Below are 16,977 nucleotides of genomic sequence, written 5' to 3'. Positions count from 1 at the left end.
AAAGGCGGGCATCATTGCCCGCCTTCTTCGTTTCATGGGCCTGGACCCCGTTATTTATAGGCCTTCATCCACTCGACGATGTCCGCCACATCCTGGGCGCTCAGGCCGAGCTGGTCCGCGTTCAACATCAGCGAACGGTCCATCTGCTTGCGCTCCGCGATGTCCTTCTTCGCCACTTTCTGGACGATGCCACCGGTGGAGCGGATGGTGACAGGATCCCCGTCGGCGACGATCAGGCCGTCGATCCACTTGTTGCCCTTGGTGCGGATGGCGACTCCTTCAAAGCCGAGCGCGATCTCCGCGGACGGATCAACGATGGCCCGGGCAACGACTTCGGCAGGCTGCCGGGAACCGAAGCCTTTGAGATCCGGACCATGCTCCACACCCTGGCCATCAACCTTGTGGCACATGACGCAGCGCGCGGCGGCCAGCTTGCCCTTCGCGGCATCGCCCTTGAGCGCAAGGACGTCCGCCGCGGTGAACTTGGTGGAGGAAGGCTTGGCGGGAACCGTGACTTCCACGATCTCCACCGGCTTCTCAATCAGACCACGTTTCTGCATTTCCTCTTTGACGCCCATCGAGGCCCACTCCCCTTCGCTGCGGTTGGTGAGCCACCACTTCGCCTGGTCCTTCACCGGTGAATCGTTCGAGGCCAGATCGAGCATCGCCGCGACGGAGGGAGCCGCCTTGATGAAAGCGATGGTATCCACCGCCATCTTCCGCTGTTCCTCGCTGAGGCTGCCGTCGAGAGCGCGGGCCTTCAACGCCGGGACCGCGGCTTCCGGCATCAGACGCCAGGTGAGACGCGCGAACGTGTCGGACCACTTGGAAGGCTCGCCGGGCTTGAGCGCCTCGGACAGCGCGCTCCAGAGCTGGGCGGTGTTCTGGCCGGCACCGGCACCGATGGAGAAGAGATAGGCGCGGTCTTCACCGTCGTAGGCTCTCGCCACTTCCACGAGCACTTCCTTCGCCTCGTCAAAGCTGCGGTAGCGCATTTCCTGGGCGGCTTCCGCACGGATGGCGGATGACGGATCTTTCGCCAGTTTCTTCGCGTAGGGCAGGGCATCGACCTTTCCATCGGTCCGGCGGACCGCGCGGAAAGCGATCAGGCGCTGGGCCTCATCCTTGCTGGCGACGAAGGTATCGAGTTTCGCCACGCCCTTCTCGCCGAGATACGGCAGCAGCCAGATCGCGCGGTTGGCGATGAAGGGGTTCTTGTCGTCCAGTACCGCGACCACGGCGTCATACGCCTTCGCACCTTCGGACTTCAGCTTCTGGAAGCCGAGCCAGCGGGTGTTCACCGCCGGGGATTTCAGGGCGGCGACGGCACCGTCGATGGTGTTGAGATCAATCTTCGGCACCACCGATTTGAAGCCCTTCGGCGCGAGGCGGTAGATGATGCCGCCGGCACCCTCATCCTGGGTGCCGTGACCTCCCACACGGGGGTCCGTCCAGTCAGAGACATAGAGCGCGCCATCCGGACCGACCGTGATGTCAGACGGACGGAAGAGGAGATGCTGGATGTCTTCCTTTTTCTTCTTGTCCAGATCCTTGATGTTGCCGCCGACGAAGTCCGAACCGGCGAACACGCCGGAGGTGTTCGTGGTGAGGAAATCCTTCCGGTCGAGCGTGCGGCCCGCGCCCTTGATCTCCGGGCGGTAGGAAAACACCACGTTTTTGCCCGGCTCGCAGGAGAGCAGGGTGCCGTTGAACGCATCCCCCATCGCACCGTTCTCATAGAAAGCGATGCCGGTGGGGGAACCGCCACCATAGACATCCCCGGCGGGCATGGTGTCCGGGTCCCACTGGCGCCATTCAGCGGTCGGCGTGTCCTGCCCGGGGCGCTGGTCGGCTTTCCAACTGCGCTTGCCGTCACGGGAGGCGAAGCCCGCGTTGCCCCGCTCCAGGATGTGGGTCACGCGGCAGGCCGGCGGGTCATCGTTGTCATTCTGATAGAGGTCGCCCAGCGTGTTGATCGTCTGTTCGTAGGAGTTCCGGTAGTTGTGGCCGATGATCTCCGCATGGGTGGCGTCCGGGTTCATCCGCACGGTGAAACCGCCGACATAGACGAAGCCATCGTCCGATTTCTCCCCGGCGATCTTCCGGGAATCCACCGCTTCCTTGCCGAAGCGGCGGTCCTCATATGGACTGCCGATCCGGAAGGTCTTCCCGGAAGCGTCCGTGAACTGGCCGCACATGTTCCCTTGGTTGAAGTACCATTTCCCGTCCGGACCACCGGTCAGGGAGTGCAGGGAGTGGTCATGGTTGTAGCCGTTGAAGCCGGTCAGGATCACCTCGCGCTTGTCGCCCTTGTCCAGCTCCAGCTTCCCGTTGCGGTCCACATCGGTGAGCTTCAGGAGATTCGGCGGCTGGGAAACGATCACCACATTGTCAAAGACCGCGATGCCCAGCGGGGTGGTCAGTTCCGGATCCTGGTAAAAGACGGTGGACTTGTCCGCCTTTCCGTCGCCATCGGTGTCCTCCAGCATCACCACGCGGTCACCCTCCGGGCGGCGGTTGGAGACGTGGCGGTAGTTCACCCCTTCCGTGATCCAGATCCGCCCGAGATGGTCGATGTCCATGTTCGCCGGGTTGTGGAACATCGGTGAGGTCGCCCAGGCGGTGATCTCGAAATCCTTCTCCGAGCAGACGAAGGCCTCAAGCTGGGTGATCGGAGGCTCGGTGGATGGCGTCCAGGCGTGCGCGGCGGGAACGGCGGCGACGATCGGGAAAAGGTGGCGGAATTTCATGGGTTGGTGCGCGGTCGGAACGGGTTGCGGTGGGAAAAGGATGTTCAGGATTTTCCGGGCCGGTCAATGGACCTTTCCGGAGGCGGAAGGGCGGAGTTTGTAACCATCCGCTCCCCTATCCTGTTGTCCCGGGACGACCGGAACATCACCGGATTCCGGAAAATTTCCGCCTGCGGCGGTTCCCACTGATCCTTGATTGTTCCCCGCGGATCCGGGAGGCTCCGCGTCCTATGGAAGACGGCACCGCCATTGGGAAATCCACCCCACGTGAGGGAAAATTCCTCAGACGGAGATGGATCCTGCTGCCCACCTGGCGGCTCGGTGTGATCGCGGCCGTGATCATCGGCATTCCGGCGGTTTTCGCGTTCCTCAATCTCTATGAGTGGCTGGCGGTGACGGAACCGGCTCCCGGGGCCAGGACCCTGATCGTGGAAGGCTGGATCCCCGACCACGCGCTGGAGAAGGCCGCGGAATATGCCGCAGCCACGGACGCGGCGGTCGTTTTCTGCACCGGGGTCCCGCTTGACCGGGGCACGCTGGATCTTCCCTACAAGACCTATGCGGAGTACGCGGCGGCCACCTTGGCGAAGATGGGCGTGCCAGCCGACCGCATCCGGTCCGTCCCGTGCGAACCCTCCAGAACGGAAAGAACCCGCATGATGGCACGCACCCTGGCCGGCCAGGTGGCGGAGAATCCCATGCTCTCCCCTGACAAGCGCGCCGACCTCATCACCAGCGCGGCCCATGCCCGCCGCAGCCGGATGATCTTCAGGGAGGAACTGGGCGACGGATGGGAGATCGGTGTGATCAGTTGCCCGGACCCGGAAGCGGATCCGTCCCGCTGGTTTCTCAGCAGCAAATCCGCGAAGGAGGTCATCACCGAAGTGATCGCGCTCGGCCTCACTTTTGTCAGTGGCAACTGACGGAGAAAGTGTCTCCCGCCTCGCCTTCGACACGCTTTGACAAACCGCCGCCGCCCCCATAACCAATGCACATGCGGTCGCTCATCAAGCATGTCCTGAAACGCGGGGAACCCACGGATGATCTCCACGTCGCCGGCTGGGTCCGGACCCGGCGGGATTCCAAGGGATTTTCCTTCATCGAGCTGAATGACGGCACCTGCCTGGGCAACCTCCAGATCGTCGCGGACGAAGGCATCCCCGGTTACGACCAGATCGCGAAGATGAACACCGGTGCATCCGTGGAGATCCGCGGCCAGCTCATCCCCTCCCCCGCCGCCGGACAGAAATGGGAGATGCGCGCCACCTCCCTGAGACTGCTGGGCGAGGCACCGGACGACTACCCGCTGCAGAAAAAGGGCCACAGCCAGGAATTCCTCCGCTCCATCGCCCACCTCCGCCCGCGGACGAATCTCTATGGCGCGGTCTTCCGGATGCGCAGCCGCATCGCCTACGCGATCCACAAGTTCTTCCAGGAGCGGGATTTCATCTACGTCCACACCCCGATCATCACCGCCAGCGACTGCGAGGGTGCGGGCGAGATGTTCCGCGTGACCACCCTCCCTGACGACAAGATCAGCCGCGACACGGAGGACTTCTTCAACAAGCGCGCCTACCTCACCGTGAGCGGCCAGCTCGAGGGCGAAACCTTCGCCTGCGCCCTTTCCAACATCTACACCTTCGGCCCCACCTTCCGCGCGGAAAATTCCAACACCTCCCGCCACGCCGCGGAGTTCTGGATGATCGAGCCGGAAGTCGCCTTCTGCGATCTGGAAGGAGACATGGATCTCGCGGAAGCGCTGGTGAAATATCTCGTCACCTACGCCCTCGAAAACAACGAGGGGGACTTGGAGATCTTCGGGAAGTTCGTGGACAAGGGCCTGCGCGAGCGACTGGAGTTCGTCGCCAGCCGCCCGTTCGAACGCATTTCCTACACGGATGCGGTGGAGCTGCTGCTGAAAAGCGGAAAGCAGTTCCAGTATCCCGTGGAATACGGCCTCAACCTCCAGTCGGAACACGAACGCTGGCTCACCGAGGAACACTTCAAGCAGCCGGTGACCGTCTTCAACTACCCGAAGGAGATCAAACCGTTCTACATGCGCCTCAATGATGACGGGAAGACCGTCACCGCCATGGACGTGCTGGTGCCGGGCATCGGCGAGATCGTCGGCGGCTCCCAGCGCGAAGAGCGATACGATGTGTTGATGGAGAATTTCAAGAAGCACGACCTCGATCCGGAGGCCTACGGCTGGTACGCGGACCTGCGGAAATACGGCAGCGTCCCGCACGCGGGCTTCGGTCTCGGTTTCGAGCGGATGCTCATGTTCGTCACCGGCATGACGAACATCCGCGACGTGATCCCGTTCGCACGCACGCCTGGGAACTGCGAGTTCTGAAACAGGTCACGCGCTTTTCCTCACCTCATCCGGCAGGAAGCGGTTCCAGCTCTCATCCCCCAGCCCGTTCTCGCGCAGGCCGAACAGCGGACGCCAGCGCGGCGCGATGGGCGGGTGGAGCGGGTGCATGCCCGCCTCCTGGGGGAGCTTGTTCGCCTTCCGCGTGTTGCACTTCACACATGAGGTCACGATGTTCTCCCAAGTGGTCTTTCCGCCTTTCTGACGGGGCATCACATGGTCCAGGTTGAGCTGGTTTTCCGGCAGAATTTTCGTGCAGTACTGGCAGGTGAACTTGTCCCGCAGGAACACGTTCCGCCGGGTGAATTTCACCTCCAGCCGCGGCTGCTTGTCATAGATGCCCAGCACGACGATCTTCGGCACCCGCAGCGAAATGCTGACGCCGTGGATCATCTCCGGATCGATGACCTCCGCGGAGTGGTCCATCCAGGAGCCCAGGTCATGCGCCTTGTAGCACTCCTCCCCATCCACCTGGACGACGAGCGCATGGCCCAGACAGAGGAGGTGCAACGCACGTCTGACGGAACAGGTGTGAATCGGCTGCCAAAACCGGTTCAGCACCAGAACGGGGAGTTCTAGTACGGCAGTCATAAACCCTTTTCAAACCAATCGCCCGGAAAGTAGCAGGTCCCTCCTCCACGGCAACGAAAAAGCCAATACGGAATCGTCTCGCAAGCAGGGCCACCTCATTTCGGGAATCCAACCGCGAATGGACGCGAATGAACACGAATGGAAGGTCGGCTGATCCCGGATTGGGAGATGGAGCGGGGATTTTCCGGATGGAGTAGCATCACCACCCAACCCTGATTCACGGTGAATTCGCGTCCATTGGTGTTCATTCGCGGTTCGGAATTCCTGAAACGAGCCAACAACCGTCCTGACAATTCCGAAATGAGGTGGCCCTGGTCTCGCAAGGGTTCCCCACATTGCTCCGTAGAGGCATTTCCATGCATCCGCACAAGCTCCTTCCCGCGTTGGTCTGCCTCGTCACCCTCCCTTCCGCCCATGCCGGCGAGGTTTTCCAGATCCGCGGCGGACTGCCGTCTTTCTTCGCAAAAGTGGCGAACCCCGGTGAGGAACCGGTGCGCGTCAGCTACTTCGGCGGCTCCATCACCGAGGGTGCGGGATCCTCCGATCCGAAGTTCAGCTACCGCTCGCTGCTCACGGAATGGCTGAAAAAGGAATATCCCAAGGCGAAGATCCAGCCGTTCAACGCGGCGATCGGCGGCACCGGTTCATGGCTCGGAGCCTACCGCTGCTGGGAGGATGTGGGCTACCAGCGCCCGGACCTGGTGATCGTCGAGTTCGCCGTGAACGACGGCGGACTGCCTGAAAACGAGGTGCTCGCCAGCATGGAAGGTATCGTCCGCAAGCTACGGGAGCGCACCCCGTCGAAGCCCGACATCCTCTTCGTCTACACGATGACCACCGGGCAACTGGAGGAATTCAAAAGGGGCGAACTCCCCGCCACCACCCGCTACCATGAGAAAATCGCGGAACACTATGGCATCCCGAGCGTGGCGATGTCCCGGTACGCGGCGGACCAGATCATCGCCGGAAAGCTCACCGCGGAGGAATTCGCCAAGGACAGCGTGCATCCCACGGACGCCGGCTACGCGCTCTACCTGGAGGCCCTGAAACCGTTCTTCGGGAAGGCGGCCACCGTTTCTCCGGAAACCAAACCTCTCCCCGCACCGCTGGTCCAGCGTCCGCTGCAGGATGCCCGCCTCATTTCCTACGACTGGGCGGAGTTGGATGCCGGGTGGCTGGGCTGGCAGCTCAGTTCCACCGACAGGATCCCCCACCTGGCGGTGAGCGACAAACCCGGCTCCACCATCACGCTGAAGTTCAAGGGAGCGCAGGCCGGGATCTACTGCATCATCGGCCCCGATACCGGGAACATCGAATACTCGCTGGATGGCGGGGAGTGGAAACACAAGGTGCTCTTTGACAAATACTGCCTGGACTACGCCCGGCCGCAGGCGTTCAGGCTGGTGGATGGCCTCGACCCCGGCCCGGAGCGCACGCTCAGGATCCGCATCGCGGAAGACACCCCGGAAGGCAGCAAGGGACGCTTCACCCGCCTGGGTTACTTCCTGGTCGATGGACAGGTGAAGAATCCCACCGAAGGCATGGATCCGCTCGCCCGCATCGATGCCATCTATGCGACCATGAAGCCGGTGACATGGCAGCCGCCCGCCGACCGCTGGAACCATCTGGCGAAGACAAAGGCCAAACTGGAGGGCGGCCCGAAACTCAACATCGTCATGCTGGGGGACAGCATCATCGGTGACACATCTTCCTCCAGTTTCGAATACCTGCTGGAGAAGGATTACCCGAAATGCGACGTGACGAAGACCGTCAGTGTCCGTGGCTCCACCGGTTGCTGGTGGTACAAGGACGACAACCGCGTGGAGCAGTATGTATTCCGCCACAACCCGGACCTCCTCGTCATCGGCGGTATCAGCCAGCGAGGCGACATCGAGGCGATCCGCTCCGTGATCCACCAGTGCCGGGCGAAGTTCCCCGATCTGGAAGTCCTGCTCCTTTCCCCCACCTTCGGCGCGCCGCCAAACCCGAAAACCGGTCCGAGCGAGGAATACAAGGCCTACCAGGCCGCGCTGCCGAAACTCGCCGCCGAAGAGAAGTGCGGCTACTTCGACATGACCACGCCGTGGAAAGCCTACATCGACTCGTCCGGCTACGCGCTTGATTCATTCAAACGCGATGTCGTCCACGCGAACGATCGCGGCAAGCAGGTCCTCGGCCGCCTGATGCAACGGTTCCTGGCTCCGTGAATAGAGCCGCAATACCTCCGATATTATGTTGAACATCCTCTGATAGATATTTACCCAGTTTGAGAACCTCAATCACCATCGAATCATTGCGGAGAATCGAATCCGCTTTGCAACGATTTGGAGAGAGGTATCTACAACTTCTGTTATTTTTTTCTCTGGTTACTCTTGCCATCATAATCGTCTTTTCTCGGAGCAGCCGCTTCTTTCGGAAGCCTTGGCAAGGTCTTCTTATTATCCACCTGCCTCATTGTTCGAGATTTTTGAGAAACTGAAATTTTCCCAGCATTGCTTGTGGATTTTCGCCTTCGTTCCAAGAATCCCAAAACGATAGGCCAAGACAGCATAAACCCAATCAAAGTAAAAACTCCAGCCACGCAAGATGCGAAGATTCTCGGAACACCCCAATAAGTATAGACCTTGATCGGAAGCTCATAATCTCCGCTGGCGAGAGGTTCGACTGATTTTCCATTTATTTTTGCCGACCGCCACTCACCATACCTCATACCGTATCCCAACACCTCAGAAATATGGAGAAGAATTATGTGATCACCTTCACCCTTCGGACTAACAGTCCATTTGATCTCGAGAGGAAGTTTATCGTTTTCAACTAAAATTGCAGAATCGGGCTCTACTTCAAATCCAGAAGACTTGACCGATATGTTTAATTTTCCAGAAATTTTATCCAATTTATATGAGCTGATTCTAGGAGAAGAGGAATCAGAAGATGGGCCACCAAATCCTCTTTCAAATCCCCCCTCAACAGCGGATTTTCGACGACATTCATAACCTCTTGATAGCTCAGACTAACGAGTAGTGTTTGATTCTCCCGCATCGTTGGAGGGTATTCCACCTGAAGCGCAGAAGTCACAAACATGCCCGGGCCAGCTGTCTCGACGGAACCGGAACCGCGAATCTCAAATTTGGACAAAGGTACATTCCCAAACTCTTCTGGATCATTGGGAAAGTTAAAAGCAAGAAACATCAATCCCAAACTGATACCATTCAAAATCAATACCGCCCGACGGTGCGCCAGCGACCAATTTTTTATACCATCTCTTAAAATTTTCACCGGCCCACTAATACCCGGATCTCGCATTTTCACAAGAATCCTGTTCTGGTTTGCGGATCCAAAGTCAGCACAGGCAGCATGAAATCCGTGAGTGTTAACGCCTGATTACCAGAGCTCTTGGAGAGTTCCATTTTTTTTGATCAACGCGCCAAAAATAAAGGACTTACCGACATGGCGCTTTGAAGAATAGCTGTTCAGCAAAAAAAGCAATCGCCTTGTCTGCTATACCTCAATCTTGAAGTAGTTCCCGTTCCGTAGCCAGATCCGGGCACCTTAAAAGGCTATTGCTGAAATCAAAGCTCCCTGTTCTCCTCATGCCGGAGGTCCTTCGCGGCCTCCATGTAGACGGCGTCCTCACCGATGTTGGTGGCCAGATCCCCGACCCGCTCCAGCGAACGGACGATCAGGATCAGGTGCAGGTATTCCTGGCTGCGGCCGGCCGATGTCTCCAGGCGGGAACCGTAGAGCGCGTTCGTCTCATGGTGGAGCTTGTCCAGCTCCTTGTCCCTGGAGTGCAGGGATGCCCCGAGAACCGCGTTGCGGTCGCTGTAGGCGGAGATGGCGTCACGCAGCAGGCGGTCGGCCAGCAGGTAGAGAGGCTCGATGAGGTTCACCTCCTGCAACTCCGAACCGGCGCTGATCTTCTTCGCCCGCTTCGCGATGTTCGTCGCATGATCGGAGATCCGCTCGAGGTTCATGGAGATCTTCATCGAGGAAACCACCAGCCGCAGATCCGTTGCGACCGGATGGAAACGCACGAGGATATCCACCCCGAGGCGGTCGATCCTCCTCTCGAGTTCATCCACCTCATCATCATCGGCGATCACGGCGTTCGCCAGCTCGACATTCCGTTCGAGCAGGGACGCGATCGCGCGCTCCAGGTTGTGACGTGCCTGCGCCGCCATCGAGAGGACTTCGGAGCGGAGGGCGGAAATGGCGACATCGAAGTCGCGGAAGATATGGACGTTGGGCATGGAATTGGTCTCTTTCTTCAGCCGAACCGGCCGCTGATGTAGTCTTCTGTTTTCTTCAATCTCGGGTTGTTGAACATCTGCATGGTATCGCCGAACTCGACCAGCTCGCCCATGAAGAAAAACGCGGTCATGTCCGAAACCCGCGAGGCCTGCGCCATGCTGTGGGTCACGATGACGATGGTGAATTCCTTCCGGAGTTCCCATATGAGATCCTCCACCTTGGCCGTCGCGATGGGGTCGAGCGCGCTGCACGGCTCATCCATCAGGATCAGCCGCGGCTTCACCGCGATGGTGCGGGCGATGCACAGCCGCTGCTGCTGGCCGCCGGACAGGCCCATGCCGGACTCCTGCAGGCGGTCTTTCACCTCATCCCACAGCGCGGCGGAGCGGAGGGCTTCCTCCACCGCTTGGTCGAGCACGGATTTCCGCCGCTCCCCGGCAAGGCGGAGACCGTAGGCGACGTTCTCATAGATGCTGCGTGGAAACGGATTCGACTTCTGGAACACCATGCCGACGTCCCGGCGCAGCTTCACCACATCCACCGAGCGGTCGTTGATGTCGATGCCGTCGATGGTGATCTTCCCGCTGGTGATGCGTGCGCCCGGGATCTCGTCGTTCATCCGGTTGATGCAGCGCAGCAAGGTGGATTTGCCGCAGCCGGACGGACCGATGAACGCCGTCACCGCATGGGCGGGGATGTTGAAGTCGATGTTCTTCAGCGCATGGCTGTGCCCATAGTGGAAATCCACCTTCGACACCTCGATCGAAGTGTAGGTCGGGTGATCGGGTTCGCCGCGAAGCGCTTCGATGGAGGCTGGCTCAGCCAAAAGATCCTGTGACATAGGCTTCGGTTTTGGATTCCTTCGGATTCTCGAAAATCTGCATCGTCTCCCCGAACTCGATGAGTTCACCGAGGTAGAAAAACGCCGTCTTGTCCGAGCAACGGGTCGCCTGCCCCATATTGTGGGTGACGATGACGATGGTGTAATTTTTCTTCAGTTCGATGAGCAGCTCCTCGACCTTGAGGGTCGCCAGCGGATCGAGCGCGGCGCACGGCTCGTCCATGAGGAGGATGTCCGGCTGGTTGGCGATGGCCCGCGCAATGCAGAGCCGCTGCTGCTGGCCGCCGGACAGACCGAAGGCGCTGGCATGCAGGCGGTCCTTCACCTCATCCCAGAGGACGGCCCCGCGCAGGGAACGCTCCGCGGCTTCATCCAGCTCGCTCTTCTTCGTCACCCCGGCCACACGGAGGCTGAAGACGACGTTTTCGTAGATCGACTTCGCAAACGGGTTGTATTTCTGGAACACCATCCCCACGCGGCGGCGGAGTTCCAGCAGGTCGATATCCGGCCGGTAGATGTCGATGTCATGGATCTTCACGGAGCCGGAGGTGATCTTCGCCCCCTCGATGCGGTCGTTGATCCGGTTCAGGCAGCGGAGCAGGGTCGACTTTCCGCAACCCGACGGCCCGATGAAGGCCGTAACCTGCCGGTCGGGAATTTCCAGGGAAACATCATGGATGACCTGCTTCTTGCCGTAGGCGAAGTTGAGGTTGCGGATGCTGATGGCGCTCGCTGCGGCCGCGGGTGGCGCCGGCACGATCTCCCCGGTGTTCTTGTGATCTTTCAAGGTGGTTACCATTTGAGTTTCGCGCGGAGTTTGGCACGCAGGATCATGGAGCCGGCGGAAAGCAGGGCCACCAACAACAGGAAGACGAAGACGGAGCCGAACTGCGCGCGCTGCGTGTATTCCGAAGCGGGGATCCGCGCGGCGAGCGTGTAGATATGGTATGGCAAAGCCTGAACCTGCGAGGAGAGGATGTCCAACGGATTGGAAACGCCCTCCCAGGGGAAGTCATCCTTCGCGGCGACGGCCGCCGTGAACATGATGGGCGCGGTTTCCCCCGCCACACGGGCGATGGAGAGCAGCGACGAGGTCAGGATGCCCGGCAGAGAATACGGCAGCACGCACTTCCGGATGGTCTGCCAGCGGGTGGCCCCCATCGCCAGCGAAGCGTCCCGGAAGCCCTGCGGCACCGCCCTCAGGGATTCCTCCGATGCGGTGATGATCACCGGCAGGATCATGCACGCCAGTGTCGCACAGCCCGCCATCAGGGAGGAGTTCCATCCCTGGAAGCTGATATACAGGTCATTGATGAAGATCGGGATCGTCAGGAAGGAACGGTCCGACGGTTCCCCCGTGATGACCGGTACCGCCAGCACGAACACCGAGAAGCCGAACAGGCCGAACACGATGGAGGGAACACCCGCCAGGTTGAGGATCGCCAGCCGCACCGCGTCGATGAACGGACTCTGCTTCGCATACTCCGCCAGGTAGATCGCCGCGCTCACGCCGAAGAACAGCGCCAGGATGATCGAGCCGATGGTCAGCAGCGCCGTTCCCGCGATGGGACCCGCAATACCGCCCCCGGAATAGGAGTAGGTGGACTCGTTGTAGATCGGCTTGTCCGGATGCTTGGAGAGGTATTCGTTGTACTCGGAGGCCGGGAGCTGGTGCCTCGTCCCTTCCGAATCATCGAAGACGTGGAGCGTCTGGTTCTTCGCGGTGAGGAAATCGAAATCCACATACGGGGCCTCGCTTTTGAACAGGACCGGCGCTCCATCGACGATGATCTTGGCGAACAGCGCCACGGCGACGAGCACGATGAAATACGTCGTCAGGCCGAGGATTCCGCGGACGGCCACGCCTTTGACAAAGCCTTTCGGTGCCCCCTTACGGATCAGTTTTTCAGGATTCCACATGGATCAGTGAGGCTGCTTTTTGAAGAACCGGCGGGCGGTGGCATTGATGCCCAGCACGATGGCGAACAGGAGGATGCCCACCACGAACAAGGCCCGGTAGTGGACGCTGCCCAGAGGCACCTCCCCCAGCTCCTGGGCGATGATGCCGGTGAGGGTGTGCGCCGGTTGGAAAAATGTGCCGAGACCGGCGGTGAAGTCCGGAATCTTGATCCGGTTGCCCGCCACCAGCAGCACCACCATCGTCTCACCGATGACCCGGCCGAGACCGAGCAGCACCGCGGCCAGGATGCCGGAGAAGGCGGCGGGAATGATGACGCGGAAAGTGTTCTGGATCTTCGACGCCCCGAGCGCCTCCGCTGCCTCCGAGTAGGCGGAGGGCACGTTGTTGAGCGCATCCTCCGAGAGCGAGAAGATCGTCGGGATGCTCATCAGGGCGAGCAGGCAGCCCGCGGTGAAAATATTGAGCCGCTCCTCGATGGGGAAGCCGGGCAGCCATGCCAGGGAATCATTCATCGAGATGTCCCGCAAAACCGTACCCAGGACAAGGATACCGATGAAACCGAGCACCACCGACGGAATCGCCTGGATGAATTCGATGACCGGCTTCACCAGACCCTGCTCCCTCTTTGAGGCGAACTGGTTGGTGTAGATGGCCGCGCCGACACCCACCGGGATGCCGATGACCAGCGCCACCAGCGAGATCATGAGCGAGCCGACGAACAGCGGCAGGATCCCGTAGAAGTCCTGCCACTCACCGCCGGTGACCCAGTCTTTGCCGGTGAGGAAGGATTTGACGGCGGCGAACAGGCCGACCGGTTCGTCGTAGCGCCAGGCGTCCAGCTCAGCGGGCGTTTTGCCAAGGTCTTCGAGATAAATGGGGCTCACTTTCTTTGCCACGTTGAGCAGGTGGTTCGCCTCCCCTTCGCTGAAGGAAGCGGGCAGTTTCGCCAGCACCGCGGAGGCGTTCGCCCTCAGGTTTTGGTGGACGGTGATGCAGTCCTGCTTGCGGAGCAGCAATTGCTGGATCGGCCCCTCCACATCGACTTTCTCAGCAAGGGAGGCCTTCGCCTCGGCGATGAGTTTCTCCCGCTCGACGGGGTCTTTCGCCTTTTCGGCGGCGGCCATGAGGGTCTTGCGGTCCTTCTCCAGGATGTCAGCCTTTGAGAGAGCCGCCTTCGTGACGGTGACCGACTCGGTCATTTCGGAAACGATGGTGCCCAGTTCGCCACCCGCCTCCTGGAAGGCATCGATGGTGGCACGGGCTTCTCCAAGCGGCTCGGAGTGCTTCTGCTGGGCGGCGGAAAATTCCTCGCTGAGCTTCGTGACCAGCGGAGGGTCTTCGGAATCCTGTAGTGTCCTTGCCGAAATCGAGGAAATCAGGGATGTCCGCTCCTCAGCGGTGAGGTGCGGGGTTTTCGGCAGGGACTCGAGCGCCTTCTTGCGGGCCGCTTCGTAGTTCCCCTTCATGACGACCAGTGCTTGGGACTCCTGGTCGATGCCTTCGTTGTTGAGAATCAAATCCCTCGTCGGGGAGACGCGTTCGCTGTAGGCGTTCCACAGTTCGCTGGCCTCCAGCGTGCGCTTCATTTCCTTCGTCGCCTTGCCGTTGATCTCGGCATAGTAGGCGCGGTTCAGGATACTGGCGATTTCCTCATGGGAGGTGAGGTTCTTGCGGGAGATGTCCACGAACTCCAGGCCGGCGATCCGGTAGATTTCGAGTTCCCGCCGGTAGCCGGGGAAGAACCCGAGGCCCTCCTTCAGAAGGAACGCGATGATGAGCGTCAGGATGACGATCGTGAGGCCTGCGTTCGATGCGAAGAAGTAGCGGATGCCCTTTTCAAAGGAGAATCCCCTTTTCTGGAAGCGGTGTCCTTTTTCCGGTGGACTGGATTCGTGGCGACTCATGCAGTGAATGGCTTCAGGTGCGCGCGCGAGGGGGTGGGGCATCGTGGACCTGCGCGCGTCCACGATGCCCGGCAGCAACCTAAACAATCAAGACCGTATCAGAGGTCTTTGGTCGGGATGAATCCGACGCGGCGGACGATGGCCTGGCCGGCGTCCGACTCCACGAAGTCCATGAATGCCTGGGCCTCAGCGCTCGGCTTGTCAGGAGCGTAGAAGTAGCACAGGCGGGCGTAGGCGTATTTCTTGGCATTGCTGGCCACCGGCTCGACGCCGTCGATGCTCACGGACTTGATGCCGTTGCTCTTGGAGTAGGCCAGGCCGACGTAGCCGATGCCATTCTTGTTCTTGGCGACTTCCTGGGCGATCTGCTCGTTGCCGGCCATCTTCTGGGAAGTGGACGGGTAGTCACGGCCACCCATCGCAAGGCCCTGCCAGTCCTTGTAGGTGCCGGAGGAGGTGTTGCGGGTGTAGATCGAGATCTTTCCGGGAGCGCCGCCGATCTCGGACCAATCCTTCACCTGGCCGGTGAAGATCTTGGCGACCTGGTCCTTGGTCAGCTTGGAGATCGGGGAGTTCTTGTTGACCACCACCACGATCATGTCGTGGGCGACGGCGTGCTCCTTGAGATAGACGCCCTTGGTGCGGCAGAAGGTCCGCTCGTCATCCTTCACCTTGCGGGAAGACATGCCGATCTGGGCGGTGCCGTTGGCGAGGGCCGGGAAAGCGGTGGAGGAACCTTCCGCCGCGATCTCGAATTTGACGTTTTTGTTACCTGCCGCCTTGAAGGCTTCGGAAAGCTGCGGGACAAGCTTGGCACCGAGGGTGTCGGAACCCTTGATGCTGAGGGTCTGCGCGCCGGCGATCGTCAGGAGCGCCGCGGAGGCGAATAGAGTGCTGAGGAGTTTCATGTCGATTTGGATAGTTGTCTGGTTTCGGTAAGTTGGAATGGGAGCTTTGTGACGGTTCCGTCACGGCATCAGAAGAACATGCGGAGTCCGGTCATGGCGGTGTAGCCTTCGTAGTCGCCACCACCGAGCTTCGCGTACTCAAGGCCGGTCATGACCTTCAGCTTGTGGCCGTAGAGGTAGTAGTTGAGGCCCAGGTAGGCGGCGGTGTAGGTGCTGCCGGTCCGGTCCGGCAGGGCCGGGCGGTCCGCGGCGTTCACCACCGCGTTGTTGGTCAGGTTCTCATAGCGGCCCGGCAGCGTGATGCCGTCGCCTCCGTTGCTGGCGGCAACCTGGAGGCGACCGACGAGCTGCAGGCCGTCCGCGATGAAGTAGGACGGGATGATGGTCAGGCCATAGACATCCGCGCGGTTGTCGCCGAAGCCGTAGATCGCCTCCGTCATCAGGCCGAAGCGGCCATGGGTGATGTCGTTGGTGAGGGCGATCGAGGTTTTGAACGCCGGCGAAGCGCTCGGGGTATAGTTGTTGGCGGTCGTCGTCTCCAGGTAGCCCGGCTCCGTGTTATACATGACGTGCAGGGAGGCCACCGCGGAATCCAGGCTCGCGGCGGAGGAATAGTCATAGCCGATTTTCCCGAGGATCACCGCTCCGGCATCGAACTCGGAGAAGTCCCGCTGGCGGTCGCTGCCGTAGATGCCGGCTTCATAGAGCCAGCCACCGGCGATGCCCTTCCCGTTCACCCAGGCACCCGTCAGTTCACCCGGGAAGAGGAGGTTGGCGAGGAGGCCCCGCTCGAAGGTGAGGATTTCCTTGGAGGAGGTTTCCTGCTCACGGGTGAACTTCACCTTGGTCTTGCCGATGGAGATGTTCATCGCATCGCTCGGGGCATAGGTGAGATAAAGGTCGTAGATGTCCTTGTAGAGGTTCGCGTCGGCATCGGTATCCACGTCGATCTGGCCCTCGAACTTGAAGGCACGGAACAGCTTCGACTTGAAGCCGAAGCGGGCGCGGCGGACCTCGAAATGGTCGCCCCACACGCGTTCGTTGTTCGCGTCGGAGGCGTTCTTGTAGTCCTCCGTGTCGAGATCACCGACATTCGAGTCCAGGTTGAAATACTGGAGCTGCAGGCGCCCCTGGAGGGAGAACTCCTGGATCACGGAGTTGTCCTCATCCTTGTAGAGGGTCGCGGCGGACCAGATCTTGTCATAGACGGATTCTCCGGTGAGGCCTTTGGAGAAGACTCCTTTGTCCTCCGCGTTGGCCGCGCCGGTGGCGAGAAGGCCTGCCGCGAAAAGTGCGTGAGGGATGGATTTCATAGGTTGCATTGGTGTGTTTGGCCGGACGATTGACCGCTCTTTCCTGGGTTCCGTCCGGCGACCGATGCTTAAATCCAAACTTTGTCACATGCCCAAGGGGTGTTCGGTGACACAGATGTCACAT

Annotated in this window: 14 protein-coding genes; 3 read left to right on the top strand and 11 right to left on the bottom strand. The window is 60.4% G+C overall.

The features are described 5' to 3' along the window. Positions 1-50: 50 nt before the first annotated feature. On the bottom strand, positions 51-2,750 hold the full coding sequence (locus KF712_10520) for a c-type cytochrome (GenBank protein MBX3741415.1): 2,700 nt from the start codon (positions 2,748-2,750) through the stop codon (positions 51-53). A gap of 230 nt (positions 2,751-2,980) precedes the next feature. Here KF712_10520 and KF712_10515 point away from each other — a divergent pair, with 230 nt between their 5' ends. Both KF712_10515 and asnS read left to right on the top strand, forming a co-directional pair. Next, a complete protein-coding gene (locus tag KF712_10515) occupies positions 2,981-3,673 on the top strand; it encodes a YdcF family protein (protein ID MBX3741414.1) in 693 nt (230 codons plus the stop codon). Between the two features lie 71 nt (positions 3,674-3,744). After that, entirely contained in the window at positions 3,745-5,106 is a 1,362-nt protein-coding gene (gene asnS / locus KF712_10510; protein MBX3741413.1) for an asparagine--tRNA ligase, read from the top strand. 6 nt (positions 5,107-5,112) lie between these two features. On the opposite strand, the gene KF712_10505 is transcribed toward asnS, so the two are convergent. After that, positions 5,113-5,715, bottom strand: a complete 603-nt coding sequence (locus KF712_10505; protein ID MBX3741412.1) for an HNH endonuclease — start codon at positions 5,713-5,715, stop codon at positions 5,113-5,115. A gap of 356 nt (positions 5,716-6,071) precedes the next feature. Between KF712_10505 and KF712_10500 the strand changes: the two genes are divergently transcribed. Next, positions 6,072-7,922, top strand: a complete 1,851-nt coding sequence (locus tag KF712_10500; GenBank protein MBX3741411.1) for a hypothetical protein — start codon at positions 6,072-6,074, stop codon at positions 7,920-7,922. Positions 7,923-8,065: 143 nt separating this feature from the next. Here the strand turns inward: KF712_10500 and KF712_10495 are convergent, their stop codons facing one another. From KF712_10495 to KF712_10455, 9 genes are all read right to left on the bottom strand, one after another. After that, positions 8,066-8,608, bottom strand: a complete 543-nt coding sequence (locus KF712_10495) for a hypothetical protein (GenBank protein ID MBX3741410.1) — start codon at positions 8,606-8,608, stop codon at positions 8,066-8,068. Then, a complete protein-coding gene (locus KF712_10490) occupies positions 8,584-9,018 on the bottom strand; it encodes a hypothetical protein (GenBank protein MBX3741409.1) in 435 nt (144 codons plus the stop codon). Before KF712_10490 ends, KF712_10495 begins: the two co-directional genes overlap by 25 nt. A gap of 266 nt (positions 9,019-9,284) precedes the next feature. Continuing rightward, positions 9,285-9,965 (bottom strand): phosphate signaling complex protein PhoU, encoded by a 681-nt coding sequence (gene phoU, locus KF712_10485; protein MBX3741408.1) that lies wholly within the window; start codon positions 9,963-9,965, stop codon positions 9,285-9,287. A gap of 17 nt (positions 9,966-9,982) precedes the next feature. After that, on the bottom strand, positions 9,983-10,807 hold the full coding sequence (locus tag KF712_10480; protein ID MBX3741407.1) for a phosphate ABC transporter ATP-binding protein: 825 nt from the start codon (positions 10,805-10,807) through the stop codon (positions 9,983-9,985). After that, on the bottom strand, positions 10,785-11,606 hold the full coding sequence (pstB, locus tag KF712_10475) for a phosphate ABC transporter ATP-binding protein (protein MBX3741406.1): 822 nt from the start codon (positions 11,604-11,606) through the stop codon (positions 10,785-10,787). Before pstB ends, KF712_10480 begins: the two co-directional genes overlap by 23 nt. Further along, the gene (locus KF712_10470; protein MBX3741405.1) at positions 11,600-12,727 is read right to left on the bottom strand and encodes a phosphate ABC transporter permease PstA; all 1,128 of its coding nucleotides are present in this window, start codon (positions 12,725-12,727) and stop codon (positions 11,600-11,602) included. Before KF712_10470 ends, pstB begins: the two co-directional genes overlap by 7 nt. A 3-nt stretch (positions 12,728-12,730) precedes the next feature. Next, positions 12,731-14,632 carry a phosphate ABC transporter permease subunit PstC gene (pstC, locus tag KF712_10465; GenBank protein ID MBX3741404.1) on the bottom strand — a complete coding sequence of 634 codons (1,902 nt, stop codon included), beginning with the start codon at positions 14,630-14,632 and terminating at the stop codon, positions 12,731-12,733. A gap of 98 nt (positions 14,633-14,730) precedes the next feature. Continuing rightward, complete coding sequence (locus KF712_10460) at positions 14,731-15,540, bottom strand: phosphate ABC transporter substrate-binding protein (GenBank protein ID MBX3741403.1); 810 nt, start codon at positions 15,538-15,540, stop codon at positions 14,731-14,733. 68 nt (positions 15,541-15,608) lie between these two features. Further along, positions 15,609-16,853 (bottom strand): hypothetical protein, encoded by a 1,245-nt coding sequence (locus tag KF712_10455; GenBank protein MBX3741402.1) that lies wholly within the window; start codon positions 16,851-16,853, stop codon positions 15,609-15,611. Positions 16,854-16,977: the final 124 nt, after the last annotated feature.

It is taken from the genome of Akkermansiaceae bacterium (assembly GCA_019634595.1).
Classification (GTDB): Bacteria; Verrucomicrobiota; Verrucomicrobiia; order Verrucomicrobiales; family Akkermansiaceae; genus Luteolibacter.
The sequence above is the reverse complement of the archived record's forward strand: the minus strand, read 5'-3'. Positions and strand labels throughout refer to the sequence as shown.